Annotated in this window: 18 protein-coding genes; 7 read left to right on the top strand and 11 right to left on the bottom strand. The window is 61.4% G+C overall.

The window, feature by feature from the left end; all coding sequences use genetic code 11:
• Positions 1-87: 87 nt before the first annotated feature.
• Together JAB4_RS17415 and JAB4_RS17410 are read left to right on the top strand one after the other, a co-directional pair.
• On the top strand, positions 88-540 hold the full coding sequence (locus tag JAB4_RS17415; RefSeq protein WP_070218570.1) for an Rrf2 family transcriptional regulator: 453 nt from the start codon (positions 88-90) through the stop codon (positions 538-540).
• Positions 527-1,495 (top strand): NAD(P)/FAD-dependent oxidoreductase, encoded by a 969-nt coding sequence (locus JAB4_RS17410; protein ID WP_083287223.1) that lies wholly within the window; start codon positions 527-529, stop codon positions 1,493-1,495. The genes JAB4_RS17415 and JAB4_RS17410 overlap by 14 nt, the downstream gene beginning before the upstream one ends.
• Here JAB4_RS17410 and JAB4_RS17405 read toward each other — a convergent pair.
• Positions 1,423-2,184, bottom strand: coding sequence for an SDR family oxidoreductase (locus tag JAB4_RS17405; protein ID WP_070218481.1), 762 nt, complete (start codon positions 2,182-2,184; stop codon positions 1,423-1,425). The genes JAB4_RS17410 and JAB4_RS17405 overlap by 73 nt on opposite strands.
• A 123-nt stretch (positions 2,185-2,307) precedes the next feature.
• Here JAB4_RS17405 and JAB4_RS17400 point away from each other — a divergent pair, with 123 nt between their 5' ends.
• A complete protein-coding gene (locus JAB4_RS17400; RefSeq protein WP_070218480.1) occupies positions 2,308-3,231 on the top strand; it encodes a LysR family transcriptional regulator in 924 nt (307 codons plus the stop codon).
• Positions 3,232-3,363: 132 nt separating this feature from the next.
• On the opposite strand, the gene JAB4_RS17395 is transcribed toward JAB4_RS17400, so the two are convergent.
• The 10 genes from JAB4_RS17395 to JAB4_RS17350 form a co-directional block, all read right to left on the bottom strand.
• Positions 3,364-4,296 carry a hypothetical protein gene (locus tag JAB4_RS17395; protein WP_070218479.1) on the bottom strand — a complete coding sequence of 311 codons (933 nt, stop codon included), beginning with the start codon at positions 4,294-4,296 and terminating at the stop codon, positions 3,364-3,366.
• A gap of 27 nt (positions 4,297-4,323) precedes the next feature.
• A complete protein-coding gene (locus JAB4_RS17390) occupies positions 4,324-6,111 on the bottom strand; it encodes a DUF87 domain-containing protein (protein ID WP_070218478.1) in 1,788 nt (595 codons plus the stop codon).
• Positions 6,108-7,262 (bottom strand): SIR2 family protein, encoded by a 1,155-nt coding sequence (locus JAB4_RS17385; RefSeq protein WP_070308454.1) that lies wholly within the window; start codon positions 7,260-7,262, stop codon positions 6,108-6,110. The genes JAB4_RS17390 and JAB4_RS17385 overlap by 4 nt, the downstream gene beginning before the upstream one ends.
• A gap of 168 nt (positions 7,263-7,430) precedes the next feature.
• Positions 7,431-8,552, bottom strand: coding sequence for a metallophosphoesterase (locus tag JAB4_RS17380; protein WP_070218476.1), 1,122 nt, complete (start codon positions 8,550-8,552; stop codon positions 7,431-7,433).
• Positions 8,553-8,682: 130 nt separating this feature from the next.
• A complete protein-coding gene (locus tag JAB4_RS17375; RefSeq protein WP_083287231.1) occupies positions 8,683-10,200 on the bottom strand; it encodes a response regulator in 1,518 nt (505 codons plus the stop codon).
• On the bottom strand, positions 10,187-12,010 hold the full coding sequence (locus JAB4_RS17370) for an ATP-binding protein (protein ID WP_083287222.1): 1,824 nt from the start codon (positions 12,008-12,010) through the stop codon (positions 10,187-10,189). Before JAB4_RS17370 ends, JAB4_RS17375 begins: the two co-directional genes overlap by 14 nt.
• Positions 12,007-13,092, bottom strand: coding sequence for an ATP-binding SpoIIE family protein phosphatase (locus tag JAB4_RS17365; protein WP_227741978.1), 1,086 nt, complete (start codon positions 13,090-13,092; stop codon positions 12,007-12,009). Before JAB4_RS17365 ends, JAB4_RS17370 begins: the two co-directional genes overlap by 4 nt.
• Positions 13,089-13,535: an ATP-binding protein gene (locus JAB4_RS17360; protein ID WP_227741977.1), complete on the bottom strand. Its 447-nt coding sequence runs from the start codon at positions 13,533-13,535 to the stop codon at positions 13,089-13,091. Before JAB4_RS17360 ends, JAB4_RS17365 begins: the two co-directional genes overlap by 4 nt.
• Positions 13,536-13,545: 10 nt before the next feature.
• Entirely contained in the window at positions 13,546-13,908 is a 363-nt protein-coding gene (locus JAB4_RS17355; protein WP_070218473.1) for an STAS domain-containing protein, read from the bottom strand.
• Positions 13,909-13,915: 7 nt separating this feature from the next.
• Positions 13,916-14,794: an STAS domain-containing protein gene (locus JAB4_RS17350; RefSeq protein WP_083287221.1), complete on the bottom strand. Its 879-nt coding sequence runs from the start codon at positions 14,792-14,794 to the stop codon at positions 13,916-13,918.
• A 227-nt stretch (positions 14,795-15,021) separates the two neighbouring features.
• Between JAB4_RS17350 and JAB4_RS17345 the strand changes: the two genes are divergently transcribed.
• The 4 genes from JAB4_RS17345 to JAB4_RS17330 all read left to right on the top strand — a co-directional run bounded on the left by JAB4_RS17345 (position 15,022) and on the right by JAB4_RS17330 (position 18,898).
• Entirely contained in the window at positions 15,022-15,432 is a 411-nt protein-coding gene (locus tag JAB4_RS17345) for a hemerythrin domain-containing protein (protein WP_070218472.1), read from the top strand.
• Between the two features lie 168 nt (positions 15,433-15,600).
• Positions 15,601-16,782 (top strand): NO-inducible flavohemoprotein, encoded by a 1,182-nt coding sequence (hmpA, locus tag JAB4_RS17340; protein WP_070218471.1) that lies wholly within the window; start codon positions 15,601-15,603, stop codon positions 16,780-16,782.
• Positions 16,783-16,910: 128 nt separating this feature from the next.
• The gene (locus JAB4_RS17335) at positions 16,911-17,219 is read left to right on the top strand and encodes a DUF485 domain-containing protein (RefSeq protein WP_070218470.1); all 309 of its coding nucleotides are present in this window, start codon (positions 16,911-16,913) and stop codon (positions 17,217-17,219) included.
• Positions 17,216-18,898, top strand: coding sequence for a cation acetate symporter (locus JAB4_RS17330; RefSeq protein WP_070218469.1), 1,683 nt, complete (start codon positions 17,216-17,218; stop codon positions 18,896-18,898). Before JAB4_RS17335 ends, JAB4_RS17330 begins: the two co-directional genes overlap by 4 nt.
• Positions 18,899-18,966: the final 68 nt, after the last annotated feature.

Raw genomic sequence — 18,966 nt, 5'->3', positions numbered from 1 at the left:
GACCCGACAGGGTCTGACCCCTTTTTTTTTGTGCAGGATTTTGCAACTCGTTTGCATATGCGGAACTTATGTACTATCATGAGTTACATGAGACGCGACAGCAAACTATCATCGATCCTCCATGTGCTGCTGCACATGGCCCACGCGGGACGCCCGATGACGTCCGAGGAACTCTCCGGCTGCCTGGACACCAACCCCGTGCTGGTGCGGCGCGTGATGGCCGGCTTGCGCGAGCGCGGCTACGTGGCCTCGGGCAAGGGGCATGGCGGCGGCTGGCGTATCGTCTGCGACCTGCACAGGGTGACCCTGCAAGACATCTACGTGGCCGTCGGTTCGCCCACCATCTTCGCCATGGGCAACCGCGTCGACCAGCCTGGCTGCCTGGTGGAGCAGGTGGTCAACCAGTCGCTGGCCGGCGCCTTCGACGAAGCCGAGGCGCTGCTGATCCGGCGCTTCGGCGCCGTCACCCTGGCCGACCTGGCCGACCGTTTCAGCCAACAATATGCCATCCACCGAGGAGCACCCCATGCACATCTTTGACGCCATCATCGTCGGCGGCAGCTACGCCGGCCTTTCCGCCGCCACGCAACTGGCGCGCGCGCGCCGCCGCGTGCTGGTGATCGACGGCGGCCAGCGCCGCAACCGCTACGCCAGCCACTCCCACGGTTTCCTGACCCAGGACGGCAGCGGGACGGCCGCCATCGCCGCCGAGGGCAAGGCGCAGCTGCTGGCGTATGCCACCGTCACTTGGCTGGACGGCACGGCCGTGCAGGCGGCGGCCAGCCCCGATGGCGATGGCTTCGACGTGATCCTGGCGGACGGCAATGTCGTTCACGGCCGCCGCCTGGTGCTGGCCACCGGTGTGATCGACGAGCTGCCGCCCGTCGATGGCTTGTCCGAGCGCTGGGGCTGCAGCGTCTTTCACTGCCCCTATTGTCACGGCTATGAACTGCAGCAGGGCGCCATCGGTGTGCTGGCCACAGGGCCCCTGTCGATGCACCATGCGCTGATGTTGCCCGACTGGGGCACGGTCACTTTTTTCCTGAATGGCGCGTTCGAGCCCGATGCGGCGCAGCTGGCGCAACTGGGCGCGCGCGGCGTGACGGTGCTGCGCACGCCCGTGGCGCGGATCGACGGCGTGGCCGACGTGGTCATGGCCGACGGCAGCCGCCATGCGATGGCCGGCCTGTTCGTGGCCACCCGCACCCGCCTGGCCAGTGCCCTGGCTGTGACGCTGGGCTGCGCGCTGGAAGAGGGCGCCATGGGTCCGTTCGTGCGCACCGACGAGCAAAAGGCCAGCAGCGTGCCCGGCATCTTTTGCTGCGGTGACGCGGGCCGCATGGCCGGCAGCGTGGCGTTCGCGGTGGCCGACGGCGCCATGGCGGGTGTGGCGGCGCACCGTTCGCTGATGTTCGGGCTGGATCAGGCGGCAAAACCGCCGTCGATCTTCAGCCCCGCGCCCGTGACGAAGGCCGCTTCGTCGCTGGCCAGGTAAGCCACCATGCCGGCGATTTCATCGGCCGTGCCGTGGCGGGGCAGGGCCATCAGGCCGTGCATCAGGTCGGCGAAGTCGCCCGTGGGCGGGTTCATGTCGGTGGCGACGGGGCCCGGTTCCACGTTGTTGATGGTGATGCCGCGCGGTCCCAGGTCGCGCGACAGGCCTTGCGTCAGGCCGCTCAGCGCCGATTTGCTCATGGCGTAGGCGGCCGCGCCGCCGAAGGGCATGCGGTGCGCATTCGTGCTGCCGATATTGATGATGCGCCCGCCCGTCTGCATGTGCGCCACGGCCGCCTTGATGGCCACGAACACGGCGCGCACGTTGACGGCAATCGTCTTGTCGAAGTCCGCCAGCGAAAAGTCATCGATGGCGCCGGGCAGGAATACGCCCGCGTTGTTGACGAGGATGTCGACACGGCCAAATTGCGCCGCCACCTGGTCGATGGCGGCCGTCAGGGCCGCGGCGTCGGCCGCATCGGCTTGCACGCCCAGCGCCTTGCCGCCGGCCGCTTCCACCTTGGCCGCCAGCGCCTGCGCTTCGGCGGCCGAGCTTTGATAGGTGAAGACGACATGGGCGCCCTGGCTGGCCAGGCGGCGCACGATGGCCGCGCCGATGCCGCGCGAGCCGCCCGTCACAAAGGCGATCTTGTTCAGCAGTGACTGGGTATGGTTGCTTTGGGTTTGCATGATGGGCTTTCTGTGTGAGGAGTCGAGGAATTCAGTATCTAGGTTTCATTCCTGCCGCGCTAGCCATGAATCGCTACAATCACTTTCAACCAAAACGATCAAGTGAGCGGGTAGAATAGGCGCATGGATGCCCTCAATCACTTGCAATCGTTTGTGCTGTCCGCCGAGCTGGGCAGCTTTTCGGCGGCCGCGCGCCGCCTGGGGCTGACGCCGGCGGCCGTCAGCAAGAACGTGGCGCGGCTGGAAGCGAGCCTGGGCCTGCGCCTGTTCCAGCGCAGCACGCGCCGCCTGACCCTGACGGAAGGGGGCGAACGCTTCCTGCAGCAGATCGGCGGCGCCCTGTCTACCCTGCGCGAGGCGATCGCCGGCGTGGCCGAAGAGGGCGGCCAGCCGGCCGGCATCCTGAAAATCAGCATGGCGCCGTCGTTCGGGCGCAGCTATGTGGTGCCTTTGCTGGGCGAGTTCATCGCGCGCTACCCGGGCGTCATCCCCGACTGCCATTTCGACAACCGGCAAGTGGACTTGATCGGCGAAGGTTTCGATGTCGCCATCGGCGGCGGCATCGAGCTGACGCCCGGCGTGGTGGCGCGCGAACTGGGTCACGCCCACGTCGTCGCCACGGCGTCGCCCGCCTTCATGCGGGGGAAACGCATGCCCGCCCATCCTTCGGACCTGGCGCAATTCGACGGCGTGGCGCGCCGCTCGGCCGGCAGCGGCAGATTGCGCAGCTGGATATTGCGCGATGGTTCGGGCGGCGAAGGCGTGGCCGAATGCCGGCCGCGCGCCATCTTCGACGATCCGGAAGCGATGGCGCAGGCAGCCATCATGGGTGTCGGCGTGGCGCTGCTGCCCATGCCGCACGCGCTGGCCCATTTGCGCAGCGGCGCGTTGATCCGCCTGCTGCCCGGCTGGCACGCCGATTCCGGCCCCCTGTCCGTGTACTATGCGAGCAAGAAGCTGCTGCCCGCGAAGACGCGCGTCTTCGTCGATTTTTTGCTGGAGCAGTTCCGCCAGCGCGATTTCGCCGCGCAGATGCGGCCCGATTAATGAGCAAGAGTTCCCAGATACATATTGCCGGTTGCTTTTGAATGTGAATGGAGCAGCAGGCACATACTTAGCTGCGTGGGCCGCAGTTTGGCGACGTACGTGGGTGCAACACCGGATTGTGACGATAGGTTATTAGTGACCACTTTCACTGGTCGTATAAATGGTTTGCCGACTATCTGAAATTGTTTCATCGTAACGTTCGATAAATTGTGCAAACTTTTCTCGGTTGTTATTGTAAGTCTCCACCCATCGTCCCTGAGCAGCACCGAAGGCTTGAATTAAACTGTAGAAGTCGAAATAGTAGACATCGCCAGAGGGGTTTTGCGTGGCGCTGCCTAATCCACCCACTCTAAAAGAGATGCGCCGTACCTTGTTGGCGCGAACTTTTTTCGAGTTAATATTCGTCATGTGCAAGATGCCATTGCGCATTTCCCAAAGCTCTGCGGATGTAATCCCGAGCGGCGCCAAATCAGCATAGGCATCGAGCCATAGGATAAATGGCTGCGGCCCTGGTACGTCACCGTACTCGATATACGCAACGCTATCAATGCACGACACCAACAATTTCATCGCCGATACATAGAGCCGTTTGTTGAATGCGAGCTTTATAGCAAGGAAGTAGTCATCATGGATGAGCAAAGAAAGATTGATGCCTGATGTGTTCGTATACTTAACGAGCCAATCGTCCATATAGCCCCTCTCGCCAAGCGTCTGTGCCACATCATTTACATCTAATTCTCCTGAGCAACTATAGTTAAAGAAGACATTTCCATCCTTGACAGGCGTTATACAGAGCAATGGTGCGGGCCCAGCGTCAACCTGTACAAAAAATTCTTCGATTAGATGGTGGCTGTCCCCAAAGCGACTACGGGCGTTAAATTGCTGCCGTGTGAATGGACCAGTCAGTTTGAATTTTGTGGCCAAGCGAAAATCCTTTTCAACTTGTATCCTGAGGAATTCCATTGCATGTTCTTGGGCTCCACCGTATTGATGAACTCTGTAAGCTAGTTCCGAACAAACGTCGTTCTCAAATAGCAAAAAAATGTTGTAGATGTTTTCGCTCATTCTTGCTCCTCGTGGTTTCTTCAATAGTTAAATGAGATCGTCAATTTTCTCTGACCAGATATCAGCAAGGTCCACGTCCTCGCTATCTGGTTGTTTATGTCTCTCTAGAAGATCCACTTGAAGAGTCATCGGCAGGTCAAATGAAGTACCAGTCACAATGCAGCACCCCTTCGGCAGGTTGGGAATCTGTGATTTTGATACCTGATCGAGCGTGCTGATCGCGTTGTCGATCAAATATAGGTCTCGTTCGTTTACTAAACGATGAATAAAAAAATTGTGAAGTTGGGATACAATAGTTGGAGAAATGTCTGCTGGGCGTTGGCTTGATAGAGTCAAGAACATGCCAAATTTGCGACCTTCTTTAATAATCTCTTCGAATAGCTCAAGGCGATAGTCCCGCCAAACTTCGTGCTCCCTTGATGACTGTTCCGACAAAATGTTGTGGGCCTCATCAATGATCAAATGCATTGTTCTATCGGGAGGCGACGCGACGCTGCTACGATGGCTGTTGTAATAGTGTTTCGCCACTAATAGTGGGAGCACTTTCTTAGTATCTTGGTTGCAATTGCGCAGCGAGATTACTGTCAAAATGCGTGCTTCGGGTAAGGCATCTGAAATATCGACAACCCGCCTTAGATTCGTAAACGCGGATTCACTGCGTTTGAGTAGTGGCTGAATGTGTTCAAACTGAACAAAACTGCTTAAAACGTCAAGCGTTAGATGAAGGTGGGCACGAACCAAAAATTCATCGAATGTGTTGAGATTATCTATGTTCACATCACTCACTAATACTTGCAGTAAGGCAGCATACCTATTCCCATCAGAGTCGAAAAATCGCGGTCCTGCCACAAAAAACTTGCCCTGCTGACTATGCCAATTGACCGTGCCAAGAAACGCTTGCAATTCTTCGGCTTGAATTAACTTACATACGACCCGCAGCAAGTCCAGGCATTCAGTCCTTGGGGCGGCCGATGAGAAAACTGATTTGCAAGTAAATGCAAAGAAGCGTGCCAGGCTATTTACTTGTTTGCGATGTTTGTCCCAGCTCGTTACGACTCGATTGATAAATGGTCGCTGCGTGTTAGTGGTTGCTTGAAACAAAATCGACAGCGTTTCGGTGTGCCAAAACTCGTCTTGGCTGATGGTGATCTTGTCTCCCCCGTCAACAGCAGTCCGCAGACGAAGAACACGTTTTTGTTCGGCATCGATTAATTGATTATTTGTATATTCTCCGTTGAAGTCGAGTAATACAAATCTGCTTTTTTGAGCAAAATCACGAGATTTGGCTTCGAACAATGCAGTATAAAGTTTGGTAAGTGTGTTCGACTTGCCACTACCGGTATTGCCAAAAATTCCAATGTGCGTATTGAAGAGACGCTGCCATGGGATCGCTATTGGAATTTCTTCTTTGAGAAGCTGTCCAATCATCAAGCCCTTAGACTCGTCCTTTGACGTGTATAGGGCCTTGACAGCCGATTCCTGCATGAGAAAAGCAGAGTCTTTGATCATTGGAAGGAATTTGATTCCTTCTCTGAATCGTCCTTCTTCTAGGTATCCGATTGGTTTTACTTCGATCCGGCGTACAAAGTACGAACTACTACCGTCACCTTCGAATCGGCGTTCATCCAGATATTCACCTTGGACTAAGCATATGATGTCCTTGAAACCACGTTGTATCGATAGGTATTCTCGGATCGATATGCCTTTATATTTCTCCCCGTGCAAAAAAAGCGTATCCCGATTCGACTCTTCGAAGATACGAATTGTAATTTTTGTCCCTTCGACAGCGACGACCTCTCCGACGCGGATAGTCATGCCGCAGCCACTTCAGCTAATGCATCCTTTACGCCAACTACGCGCGGCGAAGCAGTAAATACCTGATCATTGAATGCACTGAAATCCAGCGGATCGTCGAGAACGATTGCCTGCACGTTCGGAAACTCACCAAAATGCTTTTCAATAGAGGCCTTCGCCCCTACGCTGTAGCAGCATACATAAACTTGAAGTGAGGGATTCGATAGTGAACGCCTAACCAACTGACGAATATGTTCATCTGCGAATGAAAATCCGAAAGTCAACAACACAGCATGGGGCTTCTCAAGCTCATAGCTCAGGTATCGGAGCATCTGATAGTAATGCTCTTCAAAGACGGTTTCATGAAACTTCCACTTTGTGGGGTTTACGATAGGTAGTAAATCGTATTTTGACCAAAACGCTGAAGTTTCTTTTCCGATAAATCTCACATCTGGCAGGTCTTTCACCATCTTCGTTGCGTCGAGTAGCACGTCGGAAAAATTATCGCATCTGGCGAGCGCGCCTGAGGTTACCAGCCTATCTGCGTTGTTTGTCAGATAATTGACTTGTATTCGATCTGCATCTTTAAACCAGTAACTTGAACCGTGTAAATGGATCAAGTTGACTTGGGGGACTTCGTTACGGTGTCGTCCAAATACTCCGGTTTGCGTCGTCACAGTACTGAAATTCCTAGCATCCAGATAGCGACGCTTAAAACCAGTCGTTCCATCATTAAGGTAGAATTCGTGCTTGCGCTCCTTCCAAAGTTCTTCCGCAGCATGGGCAATGCACCCGTCATAATTCGTCGTAAATAAGTTGCATACCTTGCGTTGATCAGGTCTCTTACGCTTCAACAGCAAGAGCAACGAACTGAGGAGTTTTCGATAATTTTCCAGAGCTGTCGCTTGTGGCCCGGCTTTCATCGCACCAGAATAGTCAAACGAGAGAACGGGTTCGATACACGTCTTGTAGTAGTGCACAAAGAGGGCTGAATATCGAGGGTCGGATCGATCGGCGAAAAGGGTGGCCAGAGACTCAACCGTAGTATGTGTCCCATCATCCGCTTTAATTCCAAGTTCCAACGTCGGGAACAAACCAAACGAGGCACCGGACCCTATTAAGACATTGATATTCTGGTCGCAAAGATCACTAAAGTTAAACGATGAGGTCATGGGATATTCGATTCCAAGGTTGATATCATGGCAACCCATATTACCATTAGGATTATTCCTAAAGTAACTGAAAACTGCCATTTCCTCTTATCGCAACAGCATCAAAGAACGTTTCGGCGGCTGCAATCAGGTGTTGCAGAGCTGTGAATCTTGTAGTTCCTTGAAGTTCTATGCCGCCACCAGCCTGAGTCGCGTGATCTCCGCCGGCGCACCGATGCGCTTCGGCGGGCCCCAATAACCCGTGCCGCGGCTGACATAAATCCACAGGCGGCCTTGCCGGTGCAGGCCCGCCACGTAGGGCTGCTGCAGCGGCACGAACAGATTCCATGGCCAGAATTGCCCCCCGTGCGTGTGGCCCGACAATTGCAGGTCGTAGCCGGCCGCTTCCGCCTCGGGCGCGCTGCGCGGCTGGTGCGCCAGCAGGATGCGGGGGATATCGGCTGGCGCGCCGGCGATGGCGCCCTGCGGGTCGCTGCGCTGATCCGGATCGAAGGCGCCGGCATTGAAATCGGTGACGCCGGCCAGCGCCAGGCGCGCGCCGTCGTGCTCGAGCACCGTGTGTTCGTTCATCAGCACGCGCAAGCCCAGGCGGCGAAATTCCGCCACCCACGGCGCGGCGCCCGAATAGTATTCGTGGTTGCCCGTGACGAGAAAGACGCCGTGGCGCGCCCGAAGCTCGCCCAGCGGCGCCGTATGGCTGGCCAGTTGCGCCACCGTGCCGTCGACCACGTCGCCCGTGATGGCGATGAGGTCTGCCTGCAGGCCGTTGGCGCGCGCGACGATGGCGTCCACATAGGCGCGCTTGATGGTGGCGCCCACGTGGATGTCGCTCAGCTGCACGATGTTAAAACCCTGCAGGGCGGCCGGCAGGCCGGTAATCGGCACCGTCACTTCGCGCACGCGCGCCACACGGCGGGCGTTGATGAAACCAAGAACGGTGGCCAGCAGCGCCAGGGCGAGCGCCGCCACGGCGGAGGCCTGGGCATGCGGGCGGGTGGCGGGGATCAGCATCAGCAGTTCGCGCAGCACGGTGAGCACGAACAGCGAAGAAAAAAAGCCCATGCACAGCGAGCCGGCCCAGCTCAAACGGTCGGCCAGGCGCGCATCGTTGGTGACGGCGCGGGCGAAGATGGTCATCGGCATCAGCATGGTCGACGCCAGCAGGACGGCGCCGCCCAGCAGCCAGCCGGCCAGGCCGACGGGCAGCGCTGGCAGCAGCAGCCAGCCCAGCAGGGCATGCAGGGCGCCCAGTATCATGGTGATGCGCAGCAGCGGCGTGCGGGTTTTCATGTGATCGTTCCAATGGTGGGGGTGCCCGGCGCGGCGGATGCGATGCGGCGCCATCGCCGGCCGCCGATTATAGCCGACGCCTCGGCAATCGGCAGCCGGCTACCCCGCTCATGGTGCGTTCATTCTGCGCTCATGGTGCGATATGCAGCCCCAGCATGGCCAGCTTGCCGAAATCGACAGGCTTGGCGAAGTGCTCGTTGAACCCGGCCTGCAGTGCCGCCTGGCGGTCGTGTTCCTGGCCATAGCCGGTCAGCGCCACGAGCTGGAATTGCTGCGGTATCGGCAGCTGGCGCAATTTGCCGGCCACGTCGTAGCCGCTCATGTCGGGCAGGCCGATGTCGAGAAAGACGATGTCGGGCTTGAATTCCAGGGTGCGCTCGGTCGCTTGCGCGCCCGTGTAGGCCGTGCGCACCGTGTGGCCGTACATCTCCAGCAGTTCGGCCAGGGTGTCGGCCGCATCGCTGTTGTCGTCGACCACGAGGATGCGCTGGCTGCCGCCGCTGGCCGCTTCGGGCGCCGGCGCGGCGGCCGGCACGGGCACGTTGGCGTCGAGGGGCAGCATCACTTCGAAGGTGCTGCCCAGTCCCACGCCGGGGCTGTGCACGCTGACCTGGCCGCCGTGCAAGGTCACCAGGTTGCGCACCAGCGACAGGCCGATGCCCAGGCCGTCCTGCACCCGGTCGGGCGAATGGCCGCTCTGCTCGAACAGGCCGAAGATGCTGTCGATGCTGGCGGCGGCGATGCCGATGCCGTTGTCGCTCAGGCGGATGCGCACATTGTCGCCTTCGCGCGCGGCGGAAATGGCGATGCGCCCGCCCGGCGCCGTAAACTTGGCCGCGTTGAGCAGCAAGTTGGCGACGATCTGCGACAGGCGCACGGCGTCGCCGCAGACCCACAGTTCTTCCTTGGGCAGATGCACGTCGAGCGCATGGCCGCGCGCCTCGATGCTGTGCGAACTCGTTTCCAGCGCGCTGCGGATGACACTGAGCAGGCTCACGCTTTCCCATTGCAGCGAGATCTTGCCCTGCGAAATGCGCGACACGTCGAGCAGGTCGTCCACCAGGCGCACCAGGTGGTCCGTGTGGCGGCCGATGGTGCGGCGCGCATTGTCCTGCACGGCCGGCACGACGGGGTCGAGCTTGCACAACAGGGCCAGCGCCGTGCGGATGGGGCCCAGGGGATTGCGCAATTCGTGGGCCAGGGTGGCCAGGAATTCATCCTTGCGGCGGTCCACGTCGCGCAGCGCGCGCTCGACCCGGCCCAGGCGCAGCAGCGCCTTGACGTTGGCGATCAGTTCATCGGCCTCGATCGGCTCGACCAGGTAATTGTCGGCGCCGCCATCGAGGGCGCGGATCTTGTCGGCCGTGCCGATGCAGGAGGCCGACGTCTGCAGCACCAGGATGGTGTTCGTCTCGGCGCCGCCCTTCAGTTGGCGGCACACTTCCAGGCCGTTGATGTCGGGCAGCTTGACGTCGAGCAGGATCAGGTTAGGGCGGTCCTGGCGGGCGCGCAGCAGCGCGTCGCCGCCGTTCGAGGCTTCGATGACCTTGAAGCCGGCGCGTTTGAGGATGCGCGATTTGGCGTAGCGTGCGCCATCGCTGTCATCCACGTTCAGGATCAGAGCATCGCTGTTGTTATCCGGTAGCATGCGCATTGTCCCAGGTGGTTGTGCCTTGCGGCGGAACCGGCTCTTGCCGGTGGTGTTGGTTGCCGATCAGCGCGCGCAGGGTCGCCAGCAATTGCTGGCGCGACAGCGGCTTGACGTAATAGGCGTCGGCGCCCAGGGCCAGGCCCTTGCGCACGTCGTCGATCTCGGTGGCGACGATGACGGGCACCTGGCGCCGCAGCGGGTTGTTTTTCAGCTCGGCCAGCCAGTGCCAGGCCGTTTCGCCGTGCAGCAGGATGTCGAGGATGACGGCGGCGGGGCGCTGCTGTTCCCAGCGTTCCTGCGCCTCGCGCACGCTGCGCGCGGGGACGACGCGAAATTCGCTGCCGGCCAAGAATTTTTCATACAGCAGGCGCACGGGCGGATTGTCTTCCACCACCAGCACGCCGATGCGCTGGTCGTTGCCGTTGTCGTTGGCCGGCGCGCTCGGCGGCAGGCTGCCTTCGGGCGCATGGTAGCTGGTGGGCAGGACCACGGAAAACAGCGAACCGTGGCCCGGCGTGCTGTCCACGGACACCGTGCCATTGAGCAGGGTGGCCAGGTTGCGGCACAGGGGCAGGCCCAGGCCCGTGCCCTTGACCTTGCGCTGCATGTGGTTTTCCACCTGGCTGAATTCCTCGAAGATCAGCTGCACGTCTTCGGCATCGATGCCCAGGCCCGTGTCGGAGACGGAAAAGCGGATGGCGTCCTGCTCCGGCAAGGGCGTGGCGCTGACGACGATGGCACCCGCCTCCGTGAACTTGAGCGCGTTGGAGATGAAGTTGCGCAGGATTTGCGACAGCTTGCCTTCATCCGTATGGATCTGCAGCGCCGGGTCGGGGTCGATGAAGGTGAGCGTGAGCGTATCGGACACCAGCAGCGGGCGCAGCATGCCGCGCAGGGCGCTGAACAGGTCGGCCACCTGGAAGCTGTTGGCGTGCACGTCGACCTTGCCCGCCTCGATCTTGGCCAGGTCCAGCAGGTCGTTCACCAGGTCGCTCAGGCTGACGGCGCTTTGCAGGATGAACAGCACCTGCTTTTCCTGTTCCTCCGACAGTTCGCCGTCGATGCGGTCGAGCAGCAGCTTGGACAGGGCGCGGATGGAGCTGAGCGGCGTGCGGAATTCATGGCTCATGTTCGACAGGAAGCGCGACTTCATCTGGTCGGCGCGGCGCAGGTGGTCGGCTTTTTCATCGAGTTCCGCGAACAGCGCCACCACGCCCCGGTTGGTGTCTTCCAGTTCGCGCGTCAGTTGCAGCAAATCGTCCTGGCGCGTCTTCAGTTCGGCCAGGGTGCTCAGCAGTTCGCGGTTCTGCTGCTGCACCTCGGACAGCGTGATATCCGAGGGCAGCGCCTGCAGGCTGCCGGACAGGGCGCCGATGCTTTGCCCGTCGAGCAGGGGCGCGTCGCGCGGGAACAGCTTGTGCAGCGTGATTTGCGTGCCGTCGCCGGGCGCGCTGTGGATATGGCAGCGGTCCATCAGGCGCTGCGCGCCCAGGATGCCCAGGCCCATGCCCGTGGGCGAGCGGTAGGTGCCGGCCAGTATCCGGTCGAGCTGCGCGATGCCGGGACCCTGGTCCTCGATGCGGATGCTGAGCACCTGCGGCGCCGTCTGGCCATCGATGGCGAAATGCACCTTGCCGCTGCCCGCGTAGTTGTAGACGTTGCGCGCCAGTTCCGACACGGCCGTGGCGATGCGCACCTGATCCTGCACGCCGAAGCCGCACAGGGCGGCGATCTGCCGCGCGCGCTGGCGCGCCCCCACCACATCGAGTTCGCTGCCGATATGGACCGTCAATATGCGTTGCGTCATGCCCCACCTGTCCTTTCTGCCGTTACAGCCTGATGTTCCTCATGTTCGCGCAGCACCACCACCGTGACGTCGTCGCGCCCGCGCGAAAAATCGCGGTACAGCACGGCGGCGATCAAGCTGGGGTGGCATTGCGCCAGGCCCGGATACTGTTCCAGGTCCCAGCGCGTGTGCAAGCCGTCCGAGTGCATGATCAGGGTCGTGCCCAGCTGCCACGGATAGCAGAATTCCTGCACCTTGCGCAGATTGCTGCCGACGATGCCGTTATGCGACAGCAGATGCCGGCGCTGCTGCGCGTCGAAGGCGCAGGCGGCGATGTTGCCCACGCCGGCATAGCGCAATTCGCGGCGCGCGCTGTCGATATGCGCCACCGCCAACGCCGCGCCGCGCGTGGTGCGCAGCGCGCCGTGGGCCAGTTCGATGAAGGGGGCGGGCAGGGGCGGCAGGCCGGGCGTGTCGTGTTCCAGCAGGGCGCTGGCGCGTTCCGACGCGCGCGCCGCCAGCGGGCCGTGGCCCAGGCCATCGGCCACCATCAGGCTCAGTTCATGGCCTTCGCACACAACGTTCCACGCGTCGCCGCACACTTGTTCCGAGGCCAGCGGCAGGCACACGGCGCCGATGCGCCAGTTCGGATGGGCGGGAATGGCGCTGCTGGCGTTGGGTCCCCATACCACCATCATCAGCACCGTGCCCTTGCCGGGCCCCGTGTACAGGTCGAATTCCTGGCTCAGGCGGCGTATCGCGCCCAGCCCCACGCCGTAGGTGCCCGTGGTGGAATGGCCATCCTGCATGTGCTGGCGCACATTGGCCATGCCGGGGCCGTTGTCGATGGCCAGCACTTCGATGCCGCTGGTGCCGCCGCGCAGCACCTTGCGCAGCAGGATCTCGCCGCGCTGCGCGTGCTTGACGATATTGGTGGCCGCCTCGCTGATGATGATGGCCAGCTGGCCCGTGCGCACATCGTCGAAGCCGATGCGGCGCGCCAGCTCGTTGCCGGCGCGGCGGGCCGCGGCGATCTCGCTCGGTTCGCCGATGGGAAAACTTCTTTGCCTGAGAATGTCAGGCTGTGGTTCCTGGTGGTTCAAAACAGCTTCCATTTCGCGATGGTGACGGTGGTGCCCGCGCCGGGCGCCGTGTCGATGTGAAATGCGTCGGCCAGGCGCTTGGCGCCGCCCAGCCCCAGTCCCAGTCCGCCGCCGCTGGTATAGCCATCGGTCAGCGCCAGGGGAATATCGTCGATGCCCGGTCCCGCGTCGACGAAGCGCAGTTCCAGGCCCTGGCGCGCGCCATCGCTGACGCGCGCGATGCGCGCTTCGCCGCCGCCGCCGTAGCGCAGGGTGTTGCGCGCCAGTTCGCTGGCCGCCGTGATGATCTTGGTCTGTTCGATCAGGCCAAAACCCATGGCGACCATGCTATCGCGCACCTGCTTGCGCAAGCGCACGACGTCCTCGTCGCTGTGCAGGGGCAGGATCTGCTGCAGCTGTTGCGTCCCCGCCTGCGCCCGCTCCTGTGCCTGCGCGCCTAGCACGGCGCCCCCGTCATGCGCATGCGCCGCTCCGTTCCAGCATCTTGATGCCCAGCTCCACGTTGAGCGCCGTGCTCACGCCTTCCAGGGTCAGCCCCAGTTCCACCAGGGTGATGGCGACGGCCGGCTGCATGCCGACGACGACGGTGCGCGCGTCGAGGATTTTCGCCATCGCCGCCGTGTTGCTGATCATGCGGCCGATGAAGGAATCGACGATGTCGAGCGCGGAAATGTCGATCAGTACGCCCGTGGCGCGGTCCGTCACGATGCGGGTGGTCAGGTCGTCCTGCAGGGTCATCGCCAGGCGGTCATGCATATCCACCTGGATCGTCACCAGCAGCAGCCGGCCCATGCGTAAAATGGGGATTCTTTCCATAGGCGCCTCAGTGTTGTTGCTGCTGGTAGGTGATGCTGGAACCCGTGCGTTTCAGGGCCACGACGAAGGCGTCGGCCAGGGTGGCCTTGGTCATCACGTCTTCCAGGTTGACGCCCAGGTGCACGATGGTTTGCGCGATCTGCGGGCGGATGCCGCTGATGATGCAGTCGGCGCCCATCAGGCGCGCCGCGGCGATGGTCTTCAGCAGGTGCTGCGCCACCAGGGTGTCGACGGTGGGCACGCCCGTGATGTCGATGATGGCGATCAGTGCGCCCGTGTCGACGATCTTTTGCAGCAGGCTTTCCATCACCACCTGCGTGCGGGCGCTGTCGAGGGTGCCGATCAGGGGCAGGGCCAGCACGTTTTGCCACAGCTGCACCACGGGCGTGGACAGTTCCAGCAATTCCTGCTGCTGGCGCAATATCACCTGTTCGCGCGCCTTCTGGTAGATGGCGATAGTCAGCAGGCCCAGCTCGTCGAACAATTTGCTGGTGCTGACGATGGCGTCGCCCAGCTGATCCGGCTGCGCCGTGATTTGCTTGCGCAGGTAGGCGAACAGCGGTTCCTTCAGGGAGAACATGAAGCTGGCCGTGTCGATCGGCGAATAGCCCTGGCGCACGCGCGACTGCGATATTTCGGCGAGCAGCTGGCGCGTATCGTCCCAGGCGCCGCCTTCGATGTCGAACGAGTCGCCGCTTTCCAGCGCGCCCGCCAGCAGCGGCAAAAATTGCGACGCCTGCTGGCGCAGCTCGTTTTCGGCGATCTTGTCGCGCCGCACCAGGCGGGCGATCAGGCCGGCCATCCAGCCGTCCAGCAGTTCCGTGTGGTGTTCGTTGATGATGCCGGCCAGTTGCTGCGCCTGGCCCATGCCCGCTTTGTTTTTCATGCTGATCCTTGGCTGAAGTGGAGGGTGCGGCACGGCCGCAAACGGGTCCGCGCTGTGATGAATAAATTATAGGCAGACGTGGCTTTAGCTTGTGTTCTGTGCCGCACATAGTGGCGCATGTCGATGTACATTCCTGTGGGAAACATTGGCGCTTTTAAAGATGCATGTAATTTGCATGTTTAAGTGAATTCCGCTACACTGGCAACACTCAACAAGAGAAACACGCCATGAATATCGACAAATTCAAACAGCAGCACCTGGCCATCCTGGCCGCCATCGACGACTTGCGCCGGCTGGCGCGCGGCGGTGTCGCCGCGCAGGCGCAGGCGATCGCCGAACAGATCGTCGCCATGAGCGGCTTGATCAAGCTGCACCTGGCCGTCGAGCAGCGCTACCTGTACCCGGCCGCGCAGGCGTCCGGCGTGGCCACGGTGGCCCGGCTGGGGCGCCAGTATGAAAACGAGATGCACGGCATCGCCGGCGCCTACCTCGATTTCGCGGGCCGCTGGAATACGCCCGTGCGCCTGGCTGCCGAACCGGACGCCTTCCGCAGCGAAGCCAATACCGTGCTGCACGCGCTGTTCCAGCGCATGCGCCGCGAGGATCACGACCTTTATCCCGCCATCGAAGCGTTGTAGGGCAGCTAACCAAACCTACTGCGCGTCGCGCTTTGCGGCCTGCGATGCTCACCGTGCGTTAGCACGGTTGCGCTTCTTAGCCACAAATCATCGCCGCTCGCTACGGTTTTGTTAGCTGCCGTTATTTTCCGGCTTTCTTCTTATTTCAAATTCATACAGGGATTTCACATGCTGACCCAAGAACAACGCGCCATCATCACGGCCACCGTCCCCATCCTCGAGCAGGGCGGCGAAGCGCTGACGCGCCATTTCTACAAGAATCTGTTCCGCGATCATCCCGAAGTGCTGCCGTACTTTAACCAGGCGCACCAGCACAGCGGCGACCAGCAGCGCGCGCTGGCCAATGGCGTGCTGATGTATGCCAAACATATCGACCAGCTAGAAGCGCTGGGCGAGCTGGTGGCCACCATCGTCAACAAGCACGTGGCCCTGCAGATCCGCGCCGAGCACTATCCGCTGGTGGGCGCCAGCCTGCTGCAGGCGATCCGCGAAGTGCTGGGCGAAGAGGTGGCCAGCGACGCCGTCATCGATGCCTGGGGCGCGGCCTACGGCCAGCTGGCCGATATTTTGGCCGGCGAGGAAGGGCGCATCTACAAGGCGCAGGCTGCCGCGCCGGGCGGCTGGAGCGGCGCGCGCGACTTCACCGTGCGCAGCAAGACGGTGGAAAGCGGCGAGATCACGTCCTTCCTGCTGGCGCCCGCCGATGGCCAGCCCGTGCTCGACTTTGCGCCGGGCCAGTACATCGGCGTGCTGGTCGACGTCGATGGCGTGCCCATGCGCCGCCAGTACTCCTTGTCGGCCGCCAGCAATGGCCAGACCTACCGCATCAGCGTCAAGCGCGAAGAGGGCGGCAAGGTGTCGAATTTCTTCCACGACCACGTGCAGGCGGGCGATACCGTGCAGCTGACGCCGCCCTCGGGCGACTTCGTGCTGACCGAGAGCGACAAGCCGCTGGTGCTGATCAGCGGCGGCGTGGGCATCACGCCCACCCTGGCCATGCTGACGGCGGCCCTGCGCGGCACGCGTCCCGTGCATTTCATCCACGCGGCGCGCCACCACGGCGTGCATGCGTTCCGCGCGCAGATCGATGCACTGGCCGCGCAGCATCCGCAGCTGCAGCGCTATTACTGCTACGCGGAACATGCCGGCGAGCAAGATGCCCCGGACGCCGTCGGCTTGCTGAATAAAGAGCAGTTGAATAGCTGGCTGCCGGCCTCGCGCGACGTCGACGCCTACTTCCTGGGGCCGCAGCCGTTCATGCGGGCCGTCAAGCAATACCTGCGCGAGCTGGGCGTGCCGGAACGGCAGACGCACCATGAATTCTTCGGACCGGCAGCCGCCTTGAACTGATTTCTACTGCCTTGTGTTGCCCCTGCGAGAAAAAACCGCCGCCGTAAGGGGCGGGTAAGCCTCGCGCCGTATCGTGAATGCAAGCTCGAAAAGAAAAGAGCAGTTTTTTACATAACGGAGGCAACACCATGCATGACGATCTTGTGCAACAAATCAAGCGCGACCCCAATTATCATCAGCTGGTCAAGGTGCGCTCGCGCTTCGGCTGGGCCCTGACGGGCCTGATGATGCTGGTGTACTACGGCTACATCCTGCTCATCGCGTTCGACAAGGAATTTCTTGCTGCCAAAACGGGCACGGGCGTGATGACCTGGGGCATGCCGATCGGCCTGTTCGTCATCGTGTTTACCGTGGTGATCACGGGCATCTACGTGCGCCGCGCCAACAAGCAATTCGACGACCTGACCAGCGCCATCCAGGCACGGGTGCAGGCATGAGCGCCGCCAAGCATGCGCTGCGCGGCGTGGCCGGCCTGAGCGCGCTGGCCTTGCTGGGGGCCAGCAATGCCGCGTTCGCGGCCGGCGCCGACCTGGGCCAGGCAGTCAAGCAGCCGACCAACTGGACGGCGATCATCATGTTCGCCGTCTTCGTCATCTTTACCCTGTTCGTCACCAAATGGGCGGCCAAGAAGACCAAGTCGGCTTCCGATTTCTACACGGCGGGCGGCGGCATCACGGGCTTCCAGAACGGCCTGGCCATCGCGGGCGACTATATGTCGGCCGCATCGTTCCTCGGCATTTCCGCCGCCGTTTTTTTGAACGGCTATGACGGCCTGATCTACGCCATCGGCTTTCTCGTCGGCTGGCCCGTCATCACCTTTTTGATGGCCGAGCGCCTGCGCAACCTGGGCCGCTACACCTTTGCCGACGTGGCCGCCTACCGCTTCAAGCAGGCGCCGATCCGCATTTTCTCGGCCTCCGGCACCCTCGTCGTCGTGGCCTTTTACCTGATCGCGCAGATGGTGGGCGCGGGCCAGCTGATCAAGCTGCTGTTCGGCCTCGAATACTGGATCGCCGTCGTCCTGGTCGGTACCTTGATGATGATCTACGTGCTGTTCGGCGGCATGACGGCCACCACCTGGGTACAGATCATCAAGGCCGTGATGCTGCTGGGCGGCGCCACCTTCATGGCCGTGGCCGTGCTGGCGCAATTCAACTTCAGCCCGGAAGCGCTGTTCGCCAAGTCGGTGGACGTGCATGCCACCAAGGAAGCCATCATGGGCCCCGGTTCCTTCATCAAGGACCCGATCTCGGCCATCTCGTTCGGCATGGCGCTGATGTTCGGCACGGCCGGCCTGCCGCACATCCTGATGCGTTTCTTCACCGTGCCGAGCGCCAAGGAAGCGCGCAAGTCCGTGTTCTGGGCCACCACCTGGATCGCCTATTTCTACATTCTGACCTTCATCATCGGCTTTGGCGCCATCGTGCTGGTCAGCACCAATCCCGAGTTCAAGGATGCGGCCGGTAAATTGCTGGGCGGTAACAACATGGCGGCCGTGCACTTGGCCAAGGCCGTGGGTGGCAACGTCTTCCTGGGCTTCATGTCGGCGGTCGCGTTCGCCACCATCCTGGCCGTGGTCGCGGGCTTGACCCTGTCGGGAGCGTCGGCCGTGTCGCACGATCTGTATGCCACCGTCATCAAGAAGGGCAAGGCCACGGGCGCCAATGAATTGAAAGTGTCGCGCGTGACGACGATCGTGCTGGGCATTATCGCCGTGGTGCTGGGCATCGCTTTTGAAAAGCAGAATATCGCCTTCATGGTCTCGCTGGCCTTCGCCATTGCCGCCTCGGCCAACTTCCCCGTGCTGTTCATGTCGGTGCTGTGGAAAGACTGCACCACGCGGGGCGCCACCATCGGCGGCTTCCTGGGCTTGATCACGGCCGTCGCCCTGACGGTGGTGTCGAAGTCCGTGTGGGTCGACGTGCTCGGTCATGGCGAGGCGCTGTTCCCGTATGCGTCACCGGCGCTGTTCTCGATGACGGCGGGCTTCGTCGGCATCTGGCTGTTCTCGGTGCTCGACAAGAGCCCCCGCGCGCGCATCGACCGCGCCGGCTACGAAGCGCAGCAAATGCGTTCGGAAACGGGCATCGGCGCGGCAGGCGCCAGCGCGCATTGATGTAAAGAAGTGTTGTTGAAGAAAACAATCACGCCCGGTTCGCCGGGCGTGATTGTTTTGCGCGCCTG

This window comes from Janthinobacterium sp. HH102 (assembly GCF_001758625.2).
GTDB lineage: Bacteria > Pseudomonadota > Gammaproteobacteria > Burkholderiales > Burkholderiaceae_D > Janthinobacterium.
Note: the sequence above shows the minus strand (reverse complement) of the source record. Positions and strands in the feature narration are given on the sequence as shown.